The sequence below is a fragment of the Pedobacter steynii genome (genome assembly GCF_900103665.1).
GTDB classification, from domain to species: domain Bacteria; phylum Bacteroidota; class Bacteroidia; order Sphingobacteriales; family Sphingobacteriaceae; genus Pedobacter; species Pedobacter steynii.
In genome coordinates this window covers 267,623-287,239 of record NZ_FNGY01000005.1, presented here as the reverse complement: position 1 = coordinate 287,239, position 19,617 = coordinate 267,623, and the positions used below count along the sequence as shown (strand labels likewise).

19 protein-coding genes are annotated in these 19,617 nt (G+C 42.0%); 4 read left to right on the top strand and 15 right to left on the bottom strand.

What is annotated here, in order from left to right; genetic code table 11:
* Window positions 1-2: 2 nt before the first annotated feature.
* From BLQ87_RS15620 to BLQ87_RS15555, 14 genes are all read right to left on the bottom strand, one after another.
* The gene (locus BLQ87_RS15620) at window positions 3-2,318 is read right to left on the bottom strand and encodes an NADP-dependent malic enzyme (RefSeq protein ID WP_074608443.1); all 2,316 of its coding nucleotides are present in this window, start codon (window positions 2,316-2,318) and stop codon (window positions 3-5) included.
* 84 nt (window positions 2,319-2,402) lie between these two features.
* On the bottom strand, window positions 2,403-3,623 hold the full coding sequence (locus BLQ87_RS15615; protein WP_074608991.1) for a lytic transglycosylase domain-containing protein: 1,221 nt from the start codon (window positions 3,621-3,623) through the stop codon (window positions 2,403-2,405).
* A gap of 73 nt (window positions 3,624-3,696) precedes the next feature.
* A complete protein-coding gene (gene gatA / locus BLQ87_RS15610; protein WP_074608441.1) occupies window positions 3,697-5,115 on the bottom strand; it encodes an Asp-tRNA(Asn)/Glu-tRNA(Gln) amidotransferase subunit GatA in 1,419 nt (472 codons plus the stop codon).
* A gap of 39 nt (window positions 5,116-5,154) precedes the next feature.
* On the bottom strand, window positions 5,155-5,367 hold the full coding sequence (locus tag BLQ87_RS15605; protein WP_074608439.1) for a Sec-independent protein translocase subunit TatA/TatB: 213 nt from the start codon (window positions 5,365-5,367) through the stop codon (window positions 5,155-5,157).
* A gap of 10 nt (window positions 5,368-5,377) precedes the next feature.
* Window positions 5,378-5,773 carry a Sec-independent protein translocase subunit TatA/TatB gene (locus tag BLQ87_RS15600; protein WP_074608437.1) on the bottom strand — a complete coding sequence of 132 codons (396 nt, stop codon included), beginning with the start codon at window positions 5,771-5,773 and terminating at the stop codon, window positions 5,378-5,380.
* Between the two features lie 56 nt (window positions 5,774-5,829).
* Window positions 5,830-7,155 carry a murein hydrolase activator EnvC family protein gene (locus BLQ87_RS15595; protein ID WP_074608435.1) on the bottom strand — a complete coding sequence of 442 codons (1,326 nt, stop codon included), beginning with the start codon at window positions 7,153-7,155 and terminating at the stop codon, window positions 5,830-5,832.
* Between the two features lie 22 nt (window positions 7,156-7,177).
* Entirely contained in the window at window positions 7,178-7,972 is a 795-nt protein-coding gene (locus BLQ87_RS15590) for a lipoprotein insertase outer membrane protein LolB1 (RefSeq protein ID WP_074608432.1), read from the bottom strand.
* Window positions 7,950-9,647, bottom strand: coding sequence for a tetratricopeptide repeat protein (locus tag BLQ87_RS15585; protein WP_074608430.1), 1,698 nt, complete (start codon window positions 9,645-9,647; stop codon window positions 7,950-7,952). Before BLQ87_RS15585 ends, BLQ87_RS15590 begins: the two co-directional genes overlap by 23 nt.
* Before the next feature lie 6 nt (window positions 9,648-9,653).
* Window positions 9,654-10,085: a dUTP diphosphatase gene (dut, locus tag BLQ87_RS15580; RefSeq protein ID WP_074608428.1), complete on the bottom strand. Its 432-nt coding sequence runs from the start codon at window positions 10,083-10,085 to the stop codon at window positions 9,654-9,656.
* A gap of 25 nt (window positions 10,086-10,110) precedes the next feature.
* A complete protein-coding gene (locus BLQ87_RS15575) occupies window positions 10,111-11,595 on the bottom strand; it encodes a lipopolysaccharide biosynthesis protein (RefSeq protein ID WP_083361898.1) in 1,485 nt (494 codons plus the stop codon).
* Window positions 11,596-11,598: 3 nt separating this feature from the next.
* Window positions 11,599-11,871 carry an acylphosphatase gene (locus BLQ87_RS15570; RefSeq protein ID WP_074608425.1) on the bottom strand — a complete coding sequence of 91 codons (273 nt, stop codon included), beginning with the start codon at window positions 11,869-11,871 and terminating at the stop codon, window positions 11,599-11,601.
* Between the two features lie 29 nt (window positions 11,872-11,900).
* Window positions 11,901-12,848 (bottom strand): NAD(P)H-dependent flavin oxidoreductase, encoded by a 948-nt coding sequence (locus tag BLQ87_RS15565; protein WP_074608422.1) that lies wholly within the window; start codon window positions 12,846-12,848, stop codon window positions 11,901-11,903.
* A gap of 5 nt (window positions 12,849-12,853) precedes the next feature.
* Window positions 12,854-14,056, bottom strand: coding sequence for an amidohydrolase family protein (locus tag BLQ87_RS15560; protein ID WP_074608420.1), 1,203 nt, complete (start codon window positions 14,054-14,056; stop codon window positions 12,854-12,856).
* A 303-nt stretch (window positions 14,057-14,359) separates the two neighbouring features.
* Window positions 14,360-14,677: a hypothetical protein gene (locus tag BLQ87_RS15555; RefSeq protein ID WP_074608417.1), complete on the bottom strand. Its 318-nt coding sequence runs from the start codon at window positions 14,675-14,677 to the stop codon at window positions 14,360-14,362.
* A 195-nt stretch (window positions 14,678-14,872) separates the two neighbouring features.
* Here BLQ87_RS15555 and BLQ87_RS15550 point away from each other — a divergent pair, with 195 nt between their 5' ends.
* Complete coding sequence (locus BLQ87_RS15550) at window positions 14,873-15,562, top strand: helix-turn-helix transcriptional regulator (RefSeq protein ID WP_074608415.1); 690 nt, start codon at window positions 14,873-14,875, stop codon at window positions 15,560-15,562.
* Window positions 15,563-15,567: 5 nt separating this feature from the next.
* Here the strand turns inward: BLQ87_RS15550 and BLQ87_RS15545 are convergent, their stop codons facing one another.
* Window positions 15,568-16,392, bottom strand: a complete 825-nt coding sequence (locus BLQ87_RS15545) for a DUF6266 family protein (RefSeq protein WP_074608412.1) — start codon at window positions 16,390-16,392, stop codon at window positions 15,568-15,570.
* Between the two features lie 430 nt (window positions 16,393-16,822).
* On the opposite strand from BLQ87_RS15545, the gene BLQ87_RS15540 reads away from it, so the two are divergent.
* From BLQ87_RS15540 to rlmN, 3 genes are all read left to right on the top strand, one after another.
* Window positions 16,823-17,314 carry a DinB family protein gene (locus BLQ87_RS15540; protein WP_317048280.1) on the top strand — a complete coding sequence of 164 codons (492 nt, stop codon included), beginning with the start codon at window positions 16,823-16,825 and terminating at the stop codon, window positions 17,312-17,314.
* A gap of 84 nt (window positions 17,315-17,398) precedes the next feature.
* Window positions 17,399-18,433: a 23S rRNA pseudouridine(2604) synthase RluF gene (gene rluF / locus BLQ87_RS15535; protein WP_074608408.1), complete on the top strand. Its 1,035-nt coding sequence runs from the start codon at window positions 17,399-17,401 to the stop codon at window positions 18,431-18,433.
* A 100-nt stretch (window positions 18,434-18,533) separates the two neighbouring features.
* Window positions 18,534-19,586, top strand: coding sequence for a dual-specificity RNA methyltransferase RlmN (gene rlmN / locus BLQ87_RS15530; RefSeq protein WP_074608405.1), 1,053 nt, complete (start codon window positions 18,534-18,536; stop codon window positions 19,584-19,586).
* Window positions 19,587-19,617: the final 31 nt, after the last annotated feature.

Below are 19,617 nucleotides of genomic sequence, written 5' to 3'. Positions count from 1 at the left end.
TCCTATTTCTTAGTTATTCTTTTTAATAAACCACCTTTTTTAGCGTTTGCTTCCTGTTCTTTCGACTGAACATCAAGAACGGCTAAAGTGACCATATTTACAATCTCACGAACCGAGCTGCCCAACTGTACAATGTGAACAGGTTTGTTCAATCCCAGTAGAATCGGACCTACCGCTTCCGCACCGCCCAATTCCTGCAACAATTTGTATGCGATATTTCCGGACTCCAGGTTCGGGAATACCAAAGTATTTGCAGGAGCATCTACTAAGCTACTAAAAGGAAAGTTATCTTTCAGCAAAGAATTGTTAATTGCAAAATTTCCTTGCATTTCGCCATCTACGATAATATCAGGGTGCTTTTCGTGAAGAATTTTCACTGCTTTTCTTACTTTTTCAGGAACTACACCTTCGTTTGAACCGAAGTTTGAATACGAAAGTAAGGCAATTCTTGGCTGAATATTAAACTTACGTACCGCACGTTCCAGCAATAAGGTAATGTCTACCAATTCCTCTACTGTTGGGTCTACATTTACCGTAGTATCTCCAAAAAATACAGGCCCTTTTTTGGTCATCATCATGTACATTCCTGCAACCCGGTTTACACCTGGTTCCGTACCGATCACCTGTAAGGCAGGCTTAATCGTAGACACATAATTCTTGGTCAAACCAGAAATCATCGCATCTACCTCCCCAAATTCCACCATTGAAGCACCGAAGTAATTCCTGTCGCGCAAAAATTTATTCGCTTCAAACAAGGTTACTCCTCTTCTTTGTCTCTTCTGATACAAAGCTTCTGCATATTTTTTCATACGCTCAGGCTCTAAGAAAGGATCCATGATTTCCACGCCTTCCAGTTCTAAAGCATTCTCTTCAATAATTTTATTGATGATTTCTTTATTTCCCAACAGGACCGGAATGGCGATATTTTCATCTTTCACAATCTGAGCTGCTTTCAGGATCTTGTAATTATCAGCCTCAGTGAATACCACACGTTTAGGGTCAGACTTCGCTTTGTTAGTGATGGCGCGCATAATCGCATCATCCATTCCCAAACGTTGTTTCAACTCTTCCGTATACGCATCCCAGTCGGTGATGATTTTGCGGGCAACACCAGATTCGATTGCCGCTTTAGCCACCGCAGTAGATACATTCGTCATCAAACGCAAATCCACTGGCTTTGGAATGATATAGTCTTTACCGAACTTAATATTCTTTTCGTTATAAGCCATGTTTACGGCCTCTGGAACAGATTTCTTTGCCAGTTCAGCAATCGCCTTCACTGCAGCAATTTTCATCGCCTCGTTGATGCTCGTTGCCCTTACGTCCAGCGCCCCTCTGAAAATGTACGGGAATCCCAATACATTGTTCACCTGGTTAGGATAGTCAGAACGTCCCGTAGCCATGATCAAATCCTTGCGGGAGCTGATGGCCAGTTCATAAGCAATCTCCGGATTAGGGTTTGCCATAGCAAAAACGATCGGGTTTTTGGCCATCGATTTCAACATGTCAACCGTTACACAATCTGCAGAAGAAAGACCGATGAATACATCAGAATCTTTCATTGCATCTTCCAGCGTAGTCAAATCTCTTGAAGTTGCAAATTCAGCTTTAATCGCATCCAGGTTTACCCTGTTGTCGCGAATCACGCCCGAACGGTCGCACATCACGATATTTTCTTTTTTTGCACCTAAAGAAACATAAAGACGGGTACAGGAAATCGCGGCAGCACCGGCACCATTCACCACAATCTTAACCTTATCCATTTTCTTTTTCTGCAATTCGCAGGCATTGATCAATGCTGCGGCAGAGATAATGGCGGTACCATGCTGATCATCGTGCATCACAGGAATATTCATTTCCTCTTTCAAACGACGTTCAATTTCAAAGCACTCCGGTGCTTTAATATCTTCCAGGTTCACCCCGCCGAAAGTAGGCTCAAGGGCTTTTACTATTTTAACAAAATCATCAACGTTTTTAGTATCGAGTTCTAAGTCAAAAACATCGATATCGGCAAAAATCTTGAAAAGAAGACCTTTACCTTCCATCACAGGTTTACCCGCTTCAGGACCGATATCGCCAAGACCTAAAACCGCTGTTCCGTTACTAATTACCGCAACCAGGTTTCCCTTCGCGGTATATTTATATACATCTTCTGTGTTTTCTGCTATTTTTAAACAAGGTTCAGCTACACCTGGTGAATACGCCAATGCCAGATCTCTCTGAGAGTTTGTTGGTTTTGTCGGTATTACCTGTATTTTCCCCGGTCGCCCTTGCGAGTGGTAGTCCAAAGCATCTTGCTTCCTGTTAATTTTACTCATAAATCAGTTCATTTATAAAGGGCCAAAGTTACAATCTTTTAATTAGCCCAGAAATAAAAAAGGAATCCCGATTAAAAGCAATGATTAGCCTTTTATGGCCATTTTTCGCTTTTTGGAAGGTTGAGGGTTGTGAACTTTGAGTTTTTGTCCAGGTACAATCGAGGAGCCTTTGAGTCCGTTCCAGACTTTTAAATCCTGAACCTCCACATGATACTGATCCGCAATTGCGCTAAGGGTCTGGCCCGGTCGAACCTTATGATAGGAAACTGCGGCTAAAGGGCGTTCTACCACCTTCTTCTTCCGCCTGCGGTCATCGTTAGATGCCAGAACCACATTAGGATTCACGTCCAGTTCCGCATTGTTCAGCACTTCATAGATCTGTGCAAACTGGGCCATGTTCACCTTTGGAATAATGATCCGCTTGGGCTCCAGTTCTGTTCCATTGACAATCTTCTTTTTATAAGAAGGGTTCAGACTGCACAAAGCATCTTCATCGATACTCAATGCACCTGCCAGTTGAGGAAGGGAAACGAAACGGTTCACATGAATCGTATCGGTATTTTTTACGAATGGGGATTTCTGCACCCGGATCTGATGCTGACCAGGATAGTTCATCACATAGATCGCAGCGATGAATGCAGGTACATAATTTCTGGTTTCCATAGGAAGGTATCCTCTGATTTCCCAGAAATCCTGAGAATCTGCTTTAAGCATCGCTTTTTTCACATTTCCCATTCCGCAGTTATAGGCTGCAATCGCCAGAAGCCAGTCGCCCAGCTCCTCGTAAGCATCTCTGAAATAGGCTGCAGCTGCATAGCTGGCCTGAATCGGATCTTTTCTTTCATCTACAAAATTATCCATGTTCAGTCCATAATCTTTTGCCGTAGCAAACATGAACTGCCACAGACCTGTAGCGCCAACCCTGGATACCGCATGTGCGTTCATAGAAGATTCTATGACCGGCAGGTATTTGATCTCCTCAGGAATGTTATAATATTTTAATGCTTTTTCAAAAACAGGGAAGTAATAGTCTGAAAGGCCTAACATCTTCCCCATCATATCTTTCCTTCCGCTATAGATGTCGATGTACTTCTGTACATGCTCATTATAGCTGAGGGGCACCATTTTCTGAATAGAATCCAGACGGGCCTTATAGCCGAAGTTGTGATTGTAAAAAGTTGGGGTTTCCGGTAAAACAGGGACCGGAATGGTGTCGTTAATTTGTAAAGCCTGATGTTGCTGAGCAATTGCTGAAAAGCTGGTTAGTGCTAAAATACAAGATGCAAAAAGTACATTTATTTTCATAGGCATTTTTTTGTCCTCAAAGTCTATGAAGCTGGCCGGCAGATTTCACAGACAATGTGTGGTGACATTGGGTCTAGGTTAAAAATGTATGGGACAGGGAAAGTAGTTCCTGTTCCTTAAAGTGCTTTGCCATAAGCTGTAAACTTAACGGTAATCCTTCTTTATTATTGCCCAACGGAATTGCGATCGCCGGAATTCCCGTCAGAGAGGCCAGTACCGTAAAGATATCTGCCATATACATCACCAATGGATCTTCGATATTTTCTCCGATTTTAAAAGGTGGTGTTGGCGTTACCGGGCTTAAGATCACATCGAAATCTACCAGCAGCGCTTCCATCTTTTCACGGATCAGCCTTCTTACCTGCTGTGCTTTCTGATAATAAGCATCATAATATCCTGCACTTAAAACGAAAGTACCTAAAAGGATCCGTCTTTTTACCTCTTCCCCAAAACCTTCCGCTCTGGATGCTTTATACAAATCGTTCAGATTCGTTGCTTCTGTATTCCGGTGGCCGTAATGGACGCCGTCATAACGTGACAAATTCGACGAAGCTTCTGCAGTGGTCAATACATAATACGCAGGCACCAGGTAATCCAGCAGGTCAAAAGACACGTACTCAACCGTATGGCCCTGACTTTTAAAACGTTCAATGGCTTCCAGGATTGCAGATTTAATTTCAGGATCCAGCGCTTCACTTTCCAATGTCTCCTTTAATACCGCAATCTTTTTTACACCGCCAGTTGATAAACCAGCTTTGTAATCCGGCACTTCTCTTTGAGATACCGTACTGTCATGATCATCCGCTCCGGCCAGCACTTCCAGTAAAATGGCCGCATCGCCTACCGAAGAAGTGATCGTTCCTACCTGATCAAATGAAGAGGCATAAGCAATCACACCATACCTGGAAATCCGCCCATAAGTAGGCTTCAATCCGATACATCCGCAAAATGCCGCAGGCTGTCTGACAGATCCACCGGTATCAGTGCCCAATGCCGATAAGCAAAGGTCTGCCTGAACGGCTACTGCTGAGCCCCCTGAAGATCCCCCGGCAACACGCGAAGTATCTGCCGCATTTTTCACTACCCCATAATAAGAAGTCTCATTAGATCCACCCATTGCAAACTCATCGCAATTCAGCCTTCCGATGATGATGGCATCTTCGGCAAGTAAACGTGCAACAACAGTAGCAGAATACGGAGAAACAAAACCTTCCAGCATTTTGGAAGAGGCCGTTACCTCATGGTCTTTGTAAGAGATGTTATCTTTAATACCGATCACCATCCCCGCCAGTTTCCCGGCAGTTCCCTGATCAATTTTCTCCTGTACTGCTGCAGCCTGGGCGGCCGCAGAATAAAAAAACACCTCATTAAAAGCATTGAGGTGTTGATGACTTTCTATCTGCTTAAAATAGTGATCCAGAAGCTCAGATAAACTTAATTTTTTTTGAGCAATAAGGGACTGTATCTCTGATAAGGAGCTATACTTCTTCAAATTTCAAGAATAGGTTAAATTTAAAATTGGACTTAAAACCTATAAAGGTTTGTTGGTGCGGTTTTGTTCAACGACATCAGAGCCATTACCATCCACACCTTCTTTGCCATCTTTAAATTCCTTAATACCTTTACCTAAACCACGCATCAATTCAGGAATTTTTTTACCACCGAAAAGTAGTAAAACAATAACAAGAATAATGGCGATTTCTGCACCACCTAAGCCAGCGATTAATATGGTTGTGTTTAACATGATATTTTAGTTAAAGTTGTGTTTTATCTGTTTCTATTTTAGGGTTCTCCGTGCTATTGCTAGCAACAGCTTCCTTTTTATCTAAGTCTATTCCTTCTTTAGCAGTACTGCTGCCAGGATACATTTGTTCCTCCAGACTGGTTTCTGTTGGGTGGTGACGGTCATTGCTGTTCGTATCTTTAATGATCGAATCTATGTCGTCCACTATACCTACGGAATTAATGTTGCGGTGGATTTCTCTTTTCACGCCTTCAGAAGCGTCTTTAAAATCACGGATTCCTTTTCCTAAGCCACGTGCCAGTTCCGGTAATTTTTTACCACCAAATAACAAAAGCACTACAGCCAGGATGAGCATGATCTCTCCTCCGCCCATATTTAAGAATTCCAATACTGTCCCTGTATACATTTTACCCTATTTTTTTTAATCTATAATACAAATATAAACATTTATTGCTCAATCCTCTATTTTGCAGAAAGCCATCCTGCAGGATTCTGAGCGACTGCTCCTCTGTAGATCTGGAATTGAAGTTCCGGCATATCCCCTGATGAAGCCACCGTACCGATCGTCTGTTTTGTACTCACATCGTCTCCCTGTCCTACACTCACAGATTTCAGGTTCTGATAAACCGTAAAAAACTGTCCGTGTTTGATCAGCACATAGTACCTTCCAAGGGCATTTCCGACTTTAGTAACTTTTCCGTTAAACACTGATCTTACCGCAGCACCTTCACTCGTTTGAATGGTAATTCCGGCATTATCGTAGCCCGCCTGACCTACTTTATGCTTTCCAAAGCTTTCTGTCGTCGTTCCTGCAGCCACCGGCCATGGTAAGGACCCGCGGTTGCTTTCAAATGCCGCAGATAGTTTTGCCGCTTCCGGAGTTGCCGTCAGGTAGTTGTTGCTGCTGTTGGCTGTTACCGTCTTCGGTTTGGCCGCTACTGCTACCGGAGCAGGTTTATTTTCCGCCTTGGCTTTCGCTATTGCTGCTGCTCTTTCCGCAGCCGCTTTTGCCGCCGCAGCTCTTTCAGCAGCTCTCGCCGCTTCTTCCGCTTTCTTTCTGGCGATGGCAATCTCCCGAACAATGGCCGCCCGGATACTCCGGTCAATCTGTGCCTGTTGTTTTTTGCGGCTTACAATATCCTGTTTGTATTGTTTTTCCTGCTTACTGATCTTATTCAGCACCTGGGCCTGTTCATTTTTATTCTTGCCCAGCTTATCTTTTTCATTCTCCTGCTCATGTAGGAGACTACTTTTTTCCTTTAAATTTTTATCGAGAACCACGATCTTATAGTTCAGGTCTTTCTGTGTTCCCTGAATGTATCCCGCCTGTTTTTTACGGTATTGACCAAACTGCTGAAGGTACTTAATCCGCTTATATGCCTGGTTAAAATCACTCGATGCAAAGACAAACATCATCTTTTCATAAGCATTCCGGTTGCGCTGCGCAAAACGGATCATTCCTGCATATTCCTTTTTGAGTTGTGAAAGCTGTCCTTTTAAATTAATGACCGTATTGGTGTTCTCATGAATCTGATTGTCAAGGTTTTTGATTTCAGAATTGATGACCGTGATCTTGTTCTGCATTAAACTGATTTGCGTATTTAATGCATTGATCTGACTCTGAGTAAGTTTTTTGTTCTTTGCAGTCTTGGTAAGGTTTCTCTGCAAGAGTTCTATTTCGCGCTGAATAGCTTCCTTTTTTCTTTTAAGCTCTGAACTGTTTTGCGCAACGGCGATGGTTGCGGAGCATACCAATAATAGGAGTAAAAGTAATTTATTTAGCTTCATTGCGTCAAAAGTAGGAAAAAAATCAGTTTATTACTTCATACTTACCTGGAACATTAAACGGAAATTCCACAGGAACATTGCTTTCTACTTTTGAAAAGTCCAGTTTAAGATTGATCTTCTGCGTACCCGCCATCGAATTGATACTTAAAGTTGTAGGGAATAAAGTGCCGTTCATATTTTGATAATCTCCATAAACCACCTTTAAGGCTTTCCAGGATTTCAGGTCGTTCAGATTGCTCTCAGAAACCTTCAGTAAGGTATTGAACAAAACACGGTAACCCAGCTCTGCCTGCTCTCCCTGTAACACCCAAACTCCATTCTCAAACTGCAGGTCGGAACGCTCCGTCATGAGTTCTCCGATCGTGTTTCCCGATAAGATGGCCTGAAGCATTTTAAAGTTTACCTGTTTATTCGAAAAGCGGTGTACATAATTAAAGGGCTTTTTCAGATATACCCCTTGTAATTTGTTAAGCACCTTAATGCTGTCCGGGGTAATGAGTGCACGTGCACCTTCAATTCCCATCAGTCCGGTCACGCTGACCCAAATGCCCTCATCTTTCCTGATGCGAATGTTCATATTCACATTATTTGAAAGCCCGTTGATGTCCAGAATTGCTTTTCCTTTTAAAGACAGACTCGTAAAGGCCACATCTTTTTGTTGCAAAAGCTGTAATGTTTCCGACTTTTTACGATCTACTGCCACAGTATCCGTGACCGGGGGTACGACCACCACTACTTTCTTTTTTGTTTTACAGGCAGCCAGCATGAAAGCCAGCAATGTCAGCAGCAGTACGCTATTTAATGTATTTCTTTTCATTGATCTTTCGGTTTAATATTCCAGAGTCATTTCCTGCCTCTTTTGCTTTTTGCCATTGGACCAATGCCAGCTCCTTTTCCCCTTTTAAGAACAGGATGTCACCATAATGCTCCAGGTAAAGTCCGTTTTTGGCTCCAATGCTCTGCAAAGCCTGCTCTGCCCATACTTTAGCCTGATCATATTTTTCCAGCTTCAGTAACACCAATGCATAAGTATCTGCAACAGAAGGATTCCCAGGCATTGCGGCCGCAGCTTTAGCAATCAATGATTCCGCTTTAGCGAGGTGTTGGTTTCGCAGGGCGAGGTAAAAAGCATAGTTGTTTAGCAATAAGTAATTTGTCGGTGCCAGCGCTACAGCCTTATCGAAAGCAGCGTTCGCTTCCGAAAATTTCTGTTCGTCAATCAGGATTTCACCTTGTAGCCCCAGAATCAAAGCCTGAAGGTCTTTATTGTCTCCATCCAGCTGCAAAGCTGTTTTAATATTGCTCAGTGCGGCTGCGTTTTGATTGTCGCGATGCAACGCAAAAGCGGTATAGTAATAAATAATGGCCTGATTGGGATAGATTCCCATGGCAGCATCTCCGGTCTTCACCGCCTCCTTATATAACCCCAGACTCGTCTGAATATTTAAAACCTGTTCCCAGACCGCATACAGGTCTTCCGTCTTCTTTAACACGGCCTGATACTGCTCCAGTGCTGCAGAAAGGTTTCCCTGTTGGTATAAGATATCCCCATATAAAGCCTGAGCTTTGGGATCTGATGGGTTGGACTCCACCATGATCTTCGCCAGTTCTCCTGCCTCCTGTGTCCTGGCTTTATTTCTGGCTGCTCCTCCGGCAAGCATCATCACAATCTTGATCTTCCTTTCTGCCGGCATTCCCGAATTGGCAAAAGCCGTCCTCAATGCCTGTCCGGCAGCAGTACTGTTTTTTGAATTGCGGTAATAATCGGCAAGAGCCAGGTCTACCTCATAATCTTCGGGAGCCACTGTTTTTGCTTTCAGGAGCAATGGCAAAGCCGTTTCATGTTGTCCTTTTTCCATCAGGGACTCGCTCATTTCCAGCAAATCTTTAACATCATCCTGCCCTTCCGCAAGGATCTTATCGACCTCCTGTTTCGTGGCTGCTTTCCCTGTTCCCAGCGTGATCCTTTGGCGGGCCTGGGTCAGCGCTTTTGAAGGTCCGAATTTTTGCTCCAAAAGGTCATAGCCCTTTAAAGCTTCTTCCGTCTTCCCCATTAAAAGGTAAGCATTAGACTTGTCAAAATAATAAGCATCATTATCCGGCGACAACCGGATCATTTGCGTAAAGACCGTTACCAGTCCTTCCATATTCCCTTTACGCTTGTACAATTCGGCCAGAAGTTTCCAGTACCAAAGGTTGTCGGCATCCAGTGCGACCGACTTTTTGATCGAAACCTCCGCATCTTCCAGCTTATTCTGCCGATAGTTCAGGCTCGCGATTTCGTAATGCACTGCTGCATTATTCGGGTCTATGGTTAAGATTTTATTAAAGCTTTCACCGGCCTTGCTATAATTTTCATTCAGCTTTTCTCTCAGGCCGGCAAAAAAAAGGTTTTTTACCGCGTTACTATCCAATACCGGTTTTACAGGCTGTTGCGCTACGGCCGACAGGCCTGCAAAAAGTAATGGCAGTAAAAGAGACCTTTGCTTCATTTTTTTTTATTTTCCGGTATGTCCGTATCCACCTGCACCACGTACAGTGTCACCTAGCTCTTCCACTGCTTCCCATGAAATGGTTTCATGTTTGGCGATCACCATCTGTGCGATCCTATCTCCGTTATTTACGACAAAATCAGTATCAGAAAGGTTCACTAACAATACTTTGATCTCTCCACGATAATCGGCATCAATCGTTCCCGGAGAATTCACAATACTGATGCCATGTTTATAAGCCAATCCACTACGAGGGCGGATCTGCGCTTCAAAACCTACAGGCAGCTCAATGTGTAAACCTGTTGGAATCAACACACGTTGTAAAGGTTTAATGGTGATTTCAGTTTCGACGAAAGCACGCATGTCCATCCCCGCAGCATGTGCAGTTTCATATTGAGGCAAGGTGTGTCCGGAATTGTTAATGATATTAATCTTCATTGTTGTATATATTGTTGTTAATCTTTTACTTTTTAAACAGTATTACCTTTAATTCATCTTTTTCAAGATAGGCAATACCCGCTATGAAAACGAGCAGCATGGCATTTCCGATATAAATGTTTCTGTTAAATACCCAGAAAGATAAAATCACCAGAATTACAGAGATGATCAGGTAACTCAGGATCCTTTTCAGGTTATAGGGAATGGGATAATATTTTTGCCCTAAAACATAGGAAATCACCATCATGACAAAATAAGCCAGCATAGACACCCACGCAGAACCCATATAGCTATATTTAGGAATGAGGACAAAATTTAACAAGATAGTGATCGATGCGCCGACGATAGAAATGTACAATCCAAAGCGGGTCTGGTCAGATAAACGATACCAGATAGACAGATTCATATAAATGCCCAAACAAACATAACCGAACAGCAAATAAGGAACTGCAGGTAATCCTACCCAGTACTCTTCCTTACGGATGAAGTGTTTCAGCAGTTCAATATTGGCAATCAGCCCTACAAATAATACAGCTAAGGCGATGACAAAATAATGTAAGATCGTTGCATATGTCTTTTTAGCATTTGCATTTTTAGCATGACTGAAGAAGAAAGGTTCTGCGCCTAGCCTGAAGGCAGTGATAAAGATGCTGATGAAGATCGCGATTTTGCAAACCGCACCGTAGATCCCGACCTCATGATCGGCAATCGAGTCGGGCAATAACCTGCTCAGCACAATTTTATCCAGGTTTTCATTCACAATAAAAGAGAGGTTAGCTACCAGAATCGGCCAGGAATAAGAGAACATTTTTCCGAACAGTTCCTTATCAAATTTAAGTTGAATCTTTAAAAACTCCGGTAACAGCAAGACAAAAGTCACCAGACTCGCGATTAGATTGGCAATGAAAACATAGCCCACCCAGATTCCTCTGTACCAGGAAGCAAACCACTCCCCCATTGGCCATTGGTGTTTGATCATCAACGGAATCACGTAAATAAACAAAAGGTTGAACCCCACAAAACAACCGATGTTCATGAACTTAATCAGGCTATATTTAAAAGCTTTGTTATCGGCCCTTAACTTGGCAAAGGGAATGACACATATCGCATCTACAAATAGGATCCAGATAAAATACTGAACATAACTTTTATAGTCGGCCAGCTGTTTTGGATCATCGGTCAGGTAATTTGCAATGGGATTGGAAAAGACCAGTCCGGTCACTAAAAACAAGACAGATATAAAAGCAATACACAAAAAGGAGTTGTTATATACCTCCTGCTTTTTATCCTCATGTTTATTCAGGTATCGGAAATAGGTACTTTCCATCCCGAAAGCCAGTACCGCATTGATCATTGAGGCATAAGCATACATCGTGGTAAAGATCCCATACGTACCTGCAGCAAATTTGCCGGTATAGATCGGTGTCAGGATAAAATTAAACAGCCTGGAAAATACAGTGCTTAAACCATAAATTGCCGTCTGACCAAGGAATTTTTTTAAAACAGACACGTGCTACTTTTTGATAATTTCAAAATTACGGTAGTTCTTCAGTTCCCCCGAAGTCACTTCTACATTCTCGATCTTTGCCCTGTCCGGACCTTCATTACACCATTCCTGAAAAACCTCCAGTGAAGTATCGTCACCTTCGGCTTCCATATACACACTGCCATCTTTCTCATTTCTTATCATTCCACGGACGCCCATCTGATCTGCGATTGCTTTTGTGGTTTGCCTGAAAGATACACCCTGCACTTTTCCGGTAATTCTTATCTTGATGTGTTTCATTTATAATTCAAATATTATAGTCAATTGTGTTAAAATTCCAGTGAACTGATACGCTGTTGTGCTATTAAAAACTCCTGCCAAATCCCGTTAAGAATGGCTGCAGCAGGTTTAATCTCCTTTAACATGGCGGATACCTGTCCGATTTCCAGCTCTCCTTCTTCCAAATTTCCTTCAAACATACCTAATTTCGCGCGTGCACGCCCTAAAAGCTGTTTCAATGTTTCTGCATTTGCCCCTTCGGCTTCCGCCTGGGCAATGGTTTCTTCAAAAGTATTTTTCAGCAGTCTGACCGGCACCAGTTTTTTCATTCTGAGCTTGGTATCTCCTTCAACGGCATTAATGATTCTGTTTTTAAAATCAGGATGCGCAGAGGATTCCTCTGCCACGGCAAAAGCCGATCCGATCTGTACCCCATCAGCGCCCAGGGCCAGGGCCGCAAGCATCGCTCTTCCACTGCCTATCCCTCCGGCAGCAATTACCGGAATTTTCAACTGATCTTTGATCATAGGAATCAAACATAAGGTTGTGGTTTCTTCTCTTCCATTGTGCCCTCCGGCTTCGAAGCCTTCTGCAACTACGGCATCAACCCCACAAGCCTCTGCCTTCAAAGCAAACTTGGTATTGGCAATCACATGTACCACAGTAATTCCTTTTTCTTTTAAAAAGCCGGTCCAGCTGGCCGGATTTCCTGCAGAACTGAACACAATCTTTACGCCTTCTTCTACAATGATGTTCATGATTTCTTCCACATTGGGATAGAGCAATGGAACATTCACAGCAAAGGGTTTTGAGGTGGCATTTTTGCATTTACGAACGTGAGTTCTCAACACTTCCGGATACATAGATCCTGCGCCAATAATTCCCAATCCTCCGGCATTGGAGACCGCTGAAGCGAGCCTCCAGCCACTGCACCAAATCATTCCTGCCTGGATAACAGGATATTGTATATTAAATAAGGTTGTAATTCTGTTCGACATATCTACTAAGCTATTCTTTTAATTTTGCCGGTTATCAGGATATCCACATAGTTATCCACAGGGTTATCAACAGAGTTGTCCACAATTTCCAGCAGGACGATACCAGGTGCTTTTCCGACCGCTAAACTACCAAAATGATCTTCAATTCCTAAGAACGCCGCACCGTTCCATGTTGCCCATTTGAGGAGCTCATCAAAAGAGATTTTAAAATAATCCTGTAAGGTTTTCATTTCTTCAATAATGCTGAGTTGATCATTACTCGCCAGACTATCGGTCCCCAGGGTAATTGTAACGTTTGCCTCCTGCAGGAGTTGTAATTCCGGCAATTTATCTTCTATATATAGGTTTGCATTTGGACATAAGCACCAGTATAAAGACTGGTGATGAGCTGAAGCAAAATCAAGATCTGACTTATTGGTAAAAGTATTGTGCACCAATAATGTTTTTTGTGCAGTTGAAAGTTTAGACAGACAAGAAACTAAAGACGTTTTCCCTGTCGCCTCAAAAAAATCGATGTTCAGTCCGAGAAACTGGTATAATTTTAAAAAGCTTCCTGTTTTATGTTCAAAAAAAGCATTCTCATCGGGAGTTTCCTGATTATGGATGCTGATCAGGTCATTGCTCTTTTCTCCTTCTGTCCGGATCTGACGAAACAATTCATCAGAAACAGAATAAGGCGCATGAGGAACGATCGAAGCGGGTAAAGGCAGAAATGCATTTTTCAATTCAACCGCAGCCTTGATCATTTCTTCGGCTTTGACCGGATTGAAACCCATTGTTTCAATAAAGGTATGGTAATGAATCCCGCTGATCTCCTTCACTTCTTTAGAAATGAGTTTATTGGAAATATCGCCTACTGCAACAATCCCGTTTTCATACATCTTACGGTCTGCTTCCTCCATAGCAGCAATGACTTCTGTTTCTTCTGCTTGTCTTTGGCGGATTACCTGCTCTACAAATCCGGGAAGTCCGGTGTGTTTGGCGATTTTACCTTTCAAATGAGAAAGCTCCAGGTGACAATGGGTGTTGACAAACCCAGGGACCAATGCTCCTTTATAATAGGTAATGTCCGTAATTCCTTTAGATGCTGCTTCAGTCGCAGTTAAAATTTCTTTAATTAAACCCTCGGAGTCAATGGCAACCACTCCATCTTTCAAAGGGGCAGCGGATACAGGATAAACGTAAGAGGCAGAAATGTAGGAAACCATAAGCACAAAGAAAAGACATTTCTCTTGAAAAGTTTAGAGAATTATGGCTTTGTCAAACTTAAATCCGGCATTAAGCGACAGCAGAAAAATAATGTCATCAATCCTACATTTTGAAAAAGCATTCCTTCACAACTTTCTTTGGAGGTCACAAATTGTGACCTCCAATTCTCCATCTCTTCTCTTGTCATCTCTATCCAGCATAACCTTTTGACCACAAACAAAATATATTTTGCTGACAATCATTTCATCGGGCACAGTATTATTATTTGACGAACTCATATACGGCCTTACTTTACAGCAGAATTAATTTAAATTTTCACCAGTAAATTTTTGACTCGATTTATCTAAATAGGGATAATCATGATCATAGCGTGTCACTACCGAAATTTTGTTTATTTCCGTTTTAATATCATTAAAACCCGTTTCCAGGATTTCAATAGTTGAAGAAGAATTACCCTGTAGCAAATCTACTTTTTCATTGATCACGTTGAGCTTAATATGAATCGCGTCAAATCTTTTGTTAAACGATTCAAAATTTTTATCAATCTTTTCAAAGGCCGACTGAACCGCATCTATAAATGTATCCAGCTTATCTTCTAACGTCTTTAATCTTTCTTCCATTTCTTATTGAGTTTCAACACTTCAAATATACATAATATACAATAAATATCTATATTAGATAACTATATAACTTAAAATTTTATTTTTGGCCGGGCAACCCAATTTACCTCATCCTGATTTTTTAAATTCCTTTTTACATTTAGTGTATTAAAAAGCATAAGATGTTTAACTTTATCAGCCCTAATCGAAAACCTCATGAACCGCATTGACCGACTTTTTGGTATCCTGCTTTTACTTCAAACAAAAAAATACGTAACTGCAGACCAAATCGCAGACCGCTTTGAAATCAGTGTCCGGACTGTTTACCGTGACATTAAAGCCCTGGCAGAGCAAGGTATCCCGATCAGTTTTGAGCAACCCAAAGGTTATTACATTGTACAAGGTTACTTCCTTCCTCCCGTTTCCTTTAATTCAGAAGAAGCAAATGCTTTGCTGATCATGGAAAGGCTCGTTGCCGGTTTTGCAGATAAATCCATCCTAAACCACTATACCAATGCTTTAAACAAAGTAAAGGCGGTTCTGAGAAATTCTCAAAAAGAAAAGCTGGAATTCCTGAACAACAACATTAAGCTGCAATTGCCTCAATCTATAAATAATGAGTTTGAATACCTTTCGCTGCTGCAGAATGCCATATCAGCCCAATGCATCATTGAAATAGAATATAGCAATAACAGCAAAGAGACCAGTAAACGCGAAGTCGAAGCCATAGGTTTAATATTCTATGCTTTTAACTGGCATTTAATAGGCTGGTGCCATTTACGCAAAGAATACCGGGATTTCCGGGTATCGAGAATTGTAAAGGTTCGCCAAACCGATCTCGCTTTCAGAAAAACAGAACACATGCCTTTAAGCGAATACATGAAAATGCTTCCGGTGAACTATTAAACGGTTTAACCAGGTTTCCCAGGAAGATGTTCCAGTTTGCTCTTCAATACCTGATACTCCTTTTCCAGGGTTCGGAAAGCCTTGCTATCGACAGGATTCCCCCAATTGTTCTTCATTTGCAATAGGTAATCAGCTGCTACCACATCAAACCGCTGTTTTACTTCTTCGTATTTCTTTTTCTGGCTGATCTGTTCCTCAGTTTCTGCGACTCCGTTCAGATTCCCTAAGTATACACTGTCTGAAATCGCCTTACCATCAGCAGCTCTGAAGCAGATGTAAGCTTCTATCGGTTCATCCAGGTACCCATGGTGCTCCAATTCGATAAAACACGTTCCCGCATCCCTCCGGCTGGCATTAATGCGGGAAGTAGCTGATCTTTTTAAAGGATGACAAAGTAAAATCATGACGATATCATCATAACGTCCCTCAGTATTCCAGCTGACCTGTACACCTGTTTCTGTTTTTTCGAGTTTCAGGTCTGTTGCGCCCTGCAAAGTACCATGACTTAGCTCTACCTTACTATAATCCACAGAAAGATTGGGATATTCACCCTTTAAAGCCTTCTTCTTAATATAAGAAGTAGCCAGGTTATGCGCATTTTTAACTGTCCCCTGAGCCTCCAGGTCAAAACTGACGCTGATAAACTCGTTGATTGACTTCACCACCTGCATCGTTACTGACATTGCCTGACGGTTGGCCAGCTGATTGACACTTGGTTTACCCGGATCACCAATGGTGCGGCAAATATGTTGTCCGTTTAGTGTATAAAAAACCAGGTTGTTTAATTTTCCGTTTAAGGCCCCCAACGGGCCGTTTGCTGCTTTCGCCATATTTATTTAATTAATTATTTAACCATAAAAGTTAACACCCTTCCACTCAACAGTACCAATATAAGCAATAAATTTTATTAAAGTCAACACAAAGTCCGTACACTGACTTATCTCACTTCTATGTTACAATTAATTTTCACGTAACAACAATCAGGCTTGACAGGGCTACAGACCCTAGAGGGCCCTATCAACCTCCCTTCAAAAAAGAACTAAATAAGTAGCAAGTAAAAACCTGGTACGTAGGCTTATACGCCAACACGACTCGCCTGACCCCGGACTTTCAAAAGTTGAGCAACAGAAATCCCGAGCTTTACTCCATCCAAATGCTTTTTAAAATTTAATCACAGCAAAAAAACAGACTGCCATAGGGTTGACAGTGGCTCTTCTTTTCTTTGTGTTACACATTTAAACAAAACACAAGATTATGGATATGACTAAAACATTCTTAAAAGAACTCGAAGAAGAGGCACTGACCACCCGTAAAATGTTGGCAATTGTTCCTGCAGACAAATTTGACTGGCAGCCACATCCAAAAAGCATGACGGTAAAAACCCTTGCTGCCCATATTGCCGAATTGCCAACCTGGGTTACTCTGGCTGTCACTACAGAAGAGCTTGATTTTTCCAAAACACCTTATGAAAAACAGGACATCAACAGTAATGAGGAGTTAATGGCATTTTTTGAAGCTTCATTAGCAGATGGAAGATCTCACCTCGCGAAAGCAAATGAACAATTATTGTCCGAAGAATGGACTTTAAGAAATGGGGAACAGATATATATGAAGTCCTCTAAAGCAGAGGTTGTGCGCCATGCTTATTCACAAATTATCCACCATAGGGCACAACTAGGTGTGTTTCTGCGCTTACTGGACATTCCTATCCCTGCCTCTTATGGCTCCAGTGCCGATGACATTAGTTTCTAGAATCATCAGCTTTAAAATATTTTGATAGCATATATGGGTATAAATTCGGTTCTTTGTAAACTGAAATAATTTATACCCATATCTATGTCTGATTCTACTACCCGATTAAATAAATACATTAGTGAGAGCGGTCTGTGCTCCAGAAGAGCTGCAGACAGATATATAGAACAAGGAAATGTATTTATCAATGGCCGCAAAGCCAAGGTAGGCGACAAAGTATTTTTTGGAGATATCGTAACTGTTAATGGTCAAACGATTGAACCTAAAGAAGTAGATCATTCTATCTTAATTGCCTATAACAAACCTGTTGGCATCACCAGTACTACTGAAGCCGGAGTGAAAAGCAATATGGTAGATCATGTGAACCATAGTGACCGCGTTTTTCCTATCGGCCGTCTGGACAAAGATTCTCAGGGATTGATTTTCCTGACCAATAACGGAGACCTGGTAAATAAGATCCTTCGTGCAGGAAACAACCATGAAAAGGAATATGTAGTTACCGTAAGCAAACCGCTAACAGAGCAGTTCATTACCGGAATGGCTAAAGGTGTTCCCGTACTGGGTGTGATGACCAAGAAATGTAAAGTGACCAAAGAAAGTACTTTTGTTTTTAAAATCATCCTTATTCAGGGACTGAACCGTCAGATCAGAAGAATGTGCGAGCATTTCGGGTTCGAAGTCACCAAGCTGGAACGTACCAGAATCATGAACATTGGCCTTAAAGGAATTCCTGTAGGCGAATGGAGAGAGCTGACTCCGGAAGAACAAACCGGAATCTATAACCTCGTTGCAAAATCAAGCTCTTTAGCAGATGTTTCTGCCCCAAAGAGAGTGAATAAAAAACCTGCGGAAGCCATTGAAGAAAAACCGGTACACCGTAAAACACCTTCGGGCCGACCTTCCAGAGGCCCAAGAGCCGGAGCTGCAGGTGAAAGTACTTCAGGACCAAGATCTTCTGGAAAACCGAGATCGGAACAAAAATCAGGAAGCCCATACCGTGGTGCCTCTTCTGCCTCCAGTAACGACTGGAATAAAACAAACGGACCAAGCAAAAGACCGGTCAGACCTTCCAAAGGAAAGTCTGGAACACCTGGAAAAAGCAGAGGGCCAAAGCGTTAACATAATTTAACCGTCATAATTTGATGGTAATCCATACAATATTAAGCCAGCAAAATCAATTTTGTCTGGCTTATTCTTTTTTTAGGTAACTTTGCAACAAATGCTTACGACTACAAAAAAAACAGACATCCGTTCATTGGATCTTCCTCAACTGCAGCAACATTTTATAGCGATGCAGGAACCTTCATACCGTGCCAAACAGGTTTACCAATGGCTATGGGAGAAATCAGCACGTACTTTTGAGGAGATGAGTAACCTTTCTAAAGACCTTAGAAAGAAACTTACAGAAAATTACGCGATCAATGTAGTCGAAGTAAACAACTCCCAGTTCAGTAATGACCATACCATCAAGAACACTTTCAGGTTGTATGATGGCAATATCGTAGAAGGGGTTTTGATCCCTATGGAAGAGCGCATGACGGCCTGTGTGAGTTCACAGGTGGGCTGTAGCTTAACCTGCAAATTCTGTGCTACGGGCTATATGGACCGCAAGCGGAACCTGAATGCGGATGAGATCTATGATCAGGTGGTCCTGATTGATCAGCAAGCCAAGAAAAACTACAATGCCCCTTTAACCAATATCGTATATATGGGAATGGGAGAACCCCTGCTGAACTATGCCAATGTATTAAAATCCATTGACCGCATTACTTCACCAGACGGCTTAAACATGTCGTACAAACGCATTACCGTGTCTACTGCCGGAATTGCCAAGATGATTAAAAAGCTGGGTGATGATGGTGTTAAGTTTAACCTGGCGATTTCTCTTCATGCTGCCAACGACAAAAAGAGAAACGAGATCATGCCAATCAATGAACAAAACTCATTAAAGGCACTGGAAGAAGCTTTAAAATATTATTTCTCAAAAACAAAGAACCCGGTTACTTACGAATATATCGTCTTCAATCATTTCAATGATGAGATCGAAGATGCAATGGAGCTGGCTAAGTTTTGTAAACACGTACCTTGCAAGGTGAACCTGATTGAATATAACCCGATCCAGTTTGCAGACTTCCTCAACGCAGAGGGAGATAAAATCGATGCCTTTTCAAATTACCTGAAAAGTCAGGGGGTAAATACCAATATCAGAAGAAGCAGAGGTAAAGACATTGATGCTGCCTGCGGACAGCTGGCGGTGAAAGAACAAAATTAAGACCGTTTTCAACCAACAGATGGCTAATTCT

What these genes read in the sequence shown, in the direction of transcription:
- BLQ87_RS15620 (WP_074608443.1), bottom strand. Translation starts at nt 2,318, where the DNA reads ATGAGTAAAATTAACAGGAAGCAAGATGCTTTGGACTACCACTCGCAA.
- BLQ87_RS15615 (WP_074608991.1), bottom strand. Translation starts at nt 3,623, where the DNA reads ATGAAAATAAATGTACTTTTTGCATCTTGTATTTTAGCACTAACCAGC.
- BLQ87_RS15605 (WP_074608439.1), bottom strand. Translation starts at nt 5,367, where the DNA reads ATGTTAAACACAACCATATTAATCGCTGGCTTAGGTGGTGCAGAAATC.
- BLQ87_RS15600 (WP_074608437.1), bottom strand. Translation starts at nt 5,773, where the DNA reads ATGTATACAGGGACAGTATTGGAATTCTTAAATATGGGCGGAGGAGAG.
- BLQ87_RS15595 (WP_074608435.1), bottom strand. Translation starts at nt 7,155, where the DNA reads ATGAAGCTAAATAAATTACTTTTACTCCTATTATTGGTATGCTCCGCA.
- BLQ87_RS15590 (WP_074608432.1), bottom strand. Translation starts at nt 7,972, where the DNA reads ATGAAAAGAAATACATTAAATAGCGTACTGCTGCTGACATTGCTGGCT.
- BLQ87_RS15585 (WP_074608430.1), bottom strand. Translation starts at nt 9,647, where the DNA reads ATGAAGCAAAGGTCTCTTTTACTGCCATTACTTTTTGCAGGCCTGTCG.
- dut (WP_074608428.1), bottom strand. Translation starts at nt 10,085, where the DNA reads ATGAAGATTAATATCATTAACAATTCCGGACACACCTTGCCTCAATAT.
- BLQ87_RS15570 (WP_074608425.1), bottom strand. Translation starts at nt 11,871, where the DNA reads ATGAAACACATCAAGATAAGAATTACCGGAAAAGTGCAGGGTGTATCT.
- BLQ87_RS15565 (WP_074608422.1), bottom strand. Translation starts at nt 12,848, where the DNA reads ATGTCGAACAGAATTACAACCTTATTTAATATACAATATCCTGTTATC.
- BLQ87_RS15560 (WP_074608420.1), bottom strand. Translation starts at nt 14,056, where the DNA reads ATGGTTTCCTACATTTCTGCCTCTTACGTTTATCCTGTATCCGCTGCC.
- BLQ87_RS15555 (WP_074608417.1), bottom strand. Translation starts at nt 14,677, where the DNA reads ATGGAAGAAAGATTAAAGACGTTAGAAGATAAGCTGGATACATTTATA.
- BLQ87_RS15550 (WP_074608415.1), top strand. Translation starts at nt 14,873, where the DNA reads ATGAACCGCATTGACCGACTTTTTGGTATCCTGCTTTTACTTCAAACA.
- BLQ87_RS15545 (WP_074608412.1), bottom strand. Translation starts at nt 16,392, where the DNA reads ATGGCGAAAGCAGCAAACGGCCCGTTGGGGGCCTTAAACGGAAAATTA.
- BLQ87_RS15540 (WP_317048280.1), top strand. Translation starts at nt 16,823, where the DNA reads ATGACTAAAACATTCTTAAAAGAACTCGAAGAAGAGGCACTGACCACC.
- rluF (WP_074608408.1), top strand. Translation starts at nt 17,399, where the DNA reads ATGTCTGATTCTACTACCCGATTAAATAAATACATTAGTGAGAGCGGT.
- rlmN (WP_074608405.1), top strand. Translation starts at nt 18,534, where the DNA reads ATGCTTACGACTACAAAAAAAACAGACATCCGTTCATTGGATCTTCCT.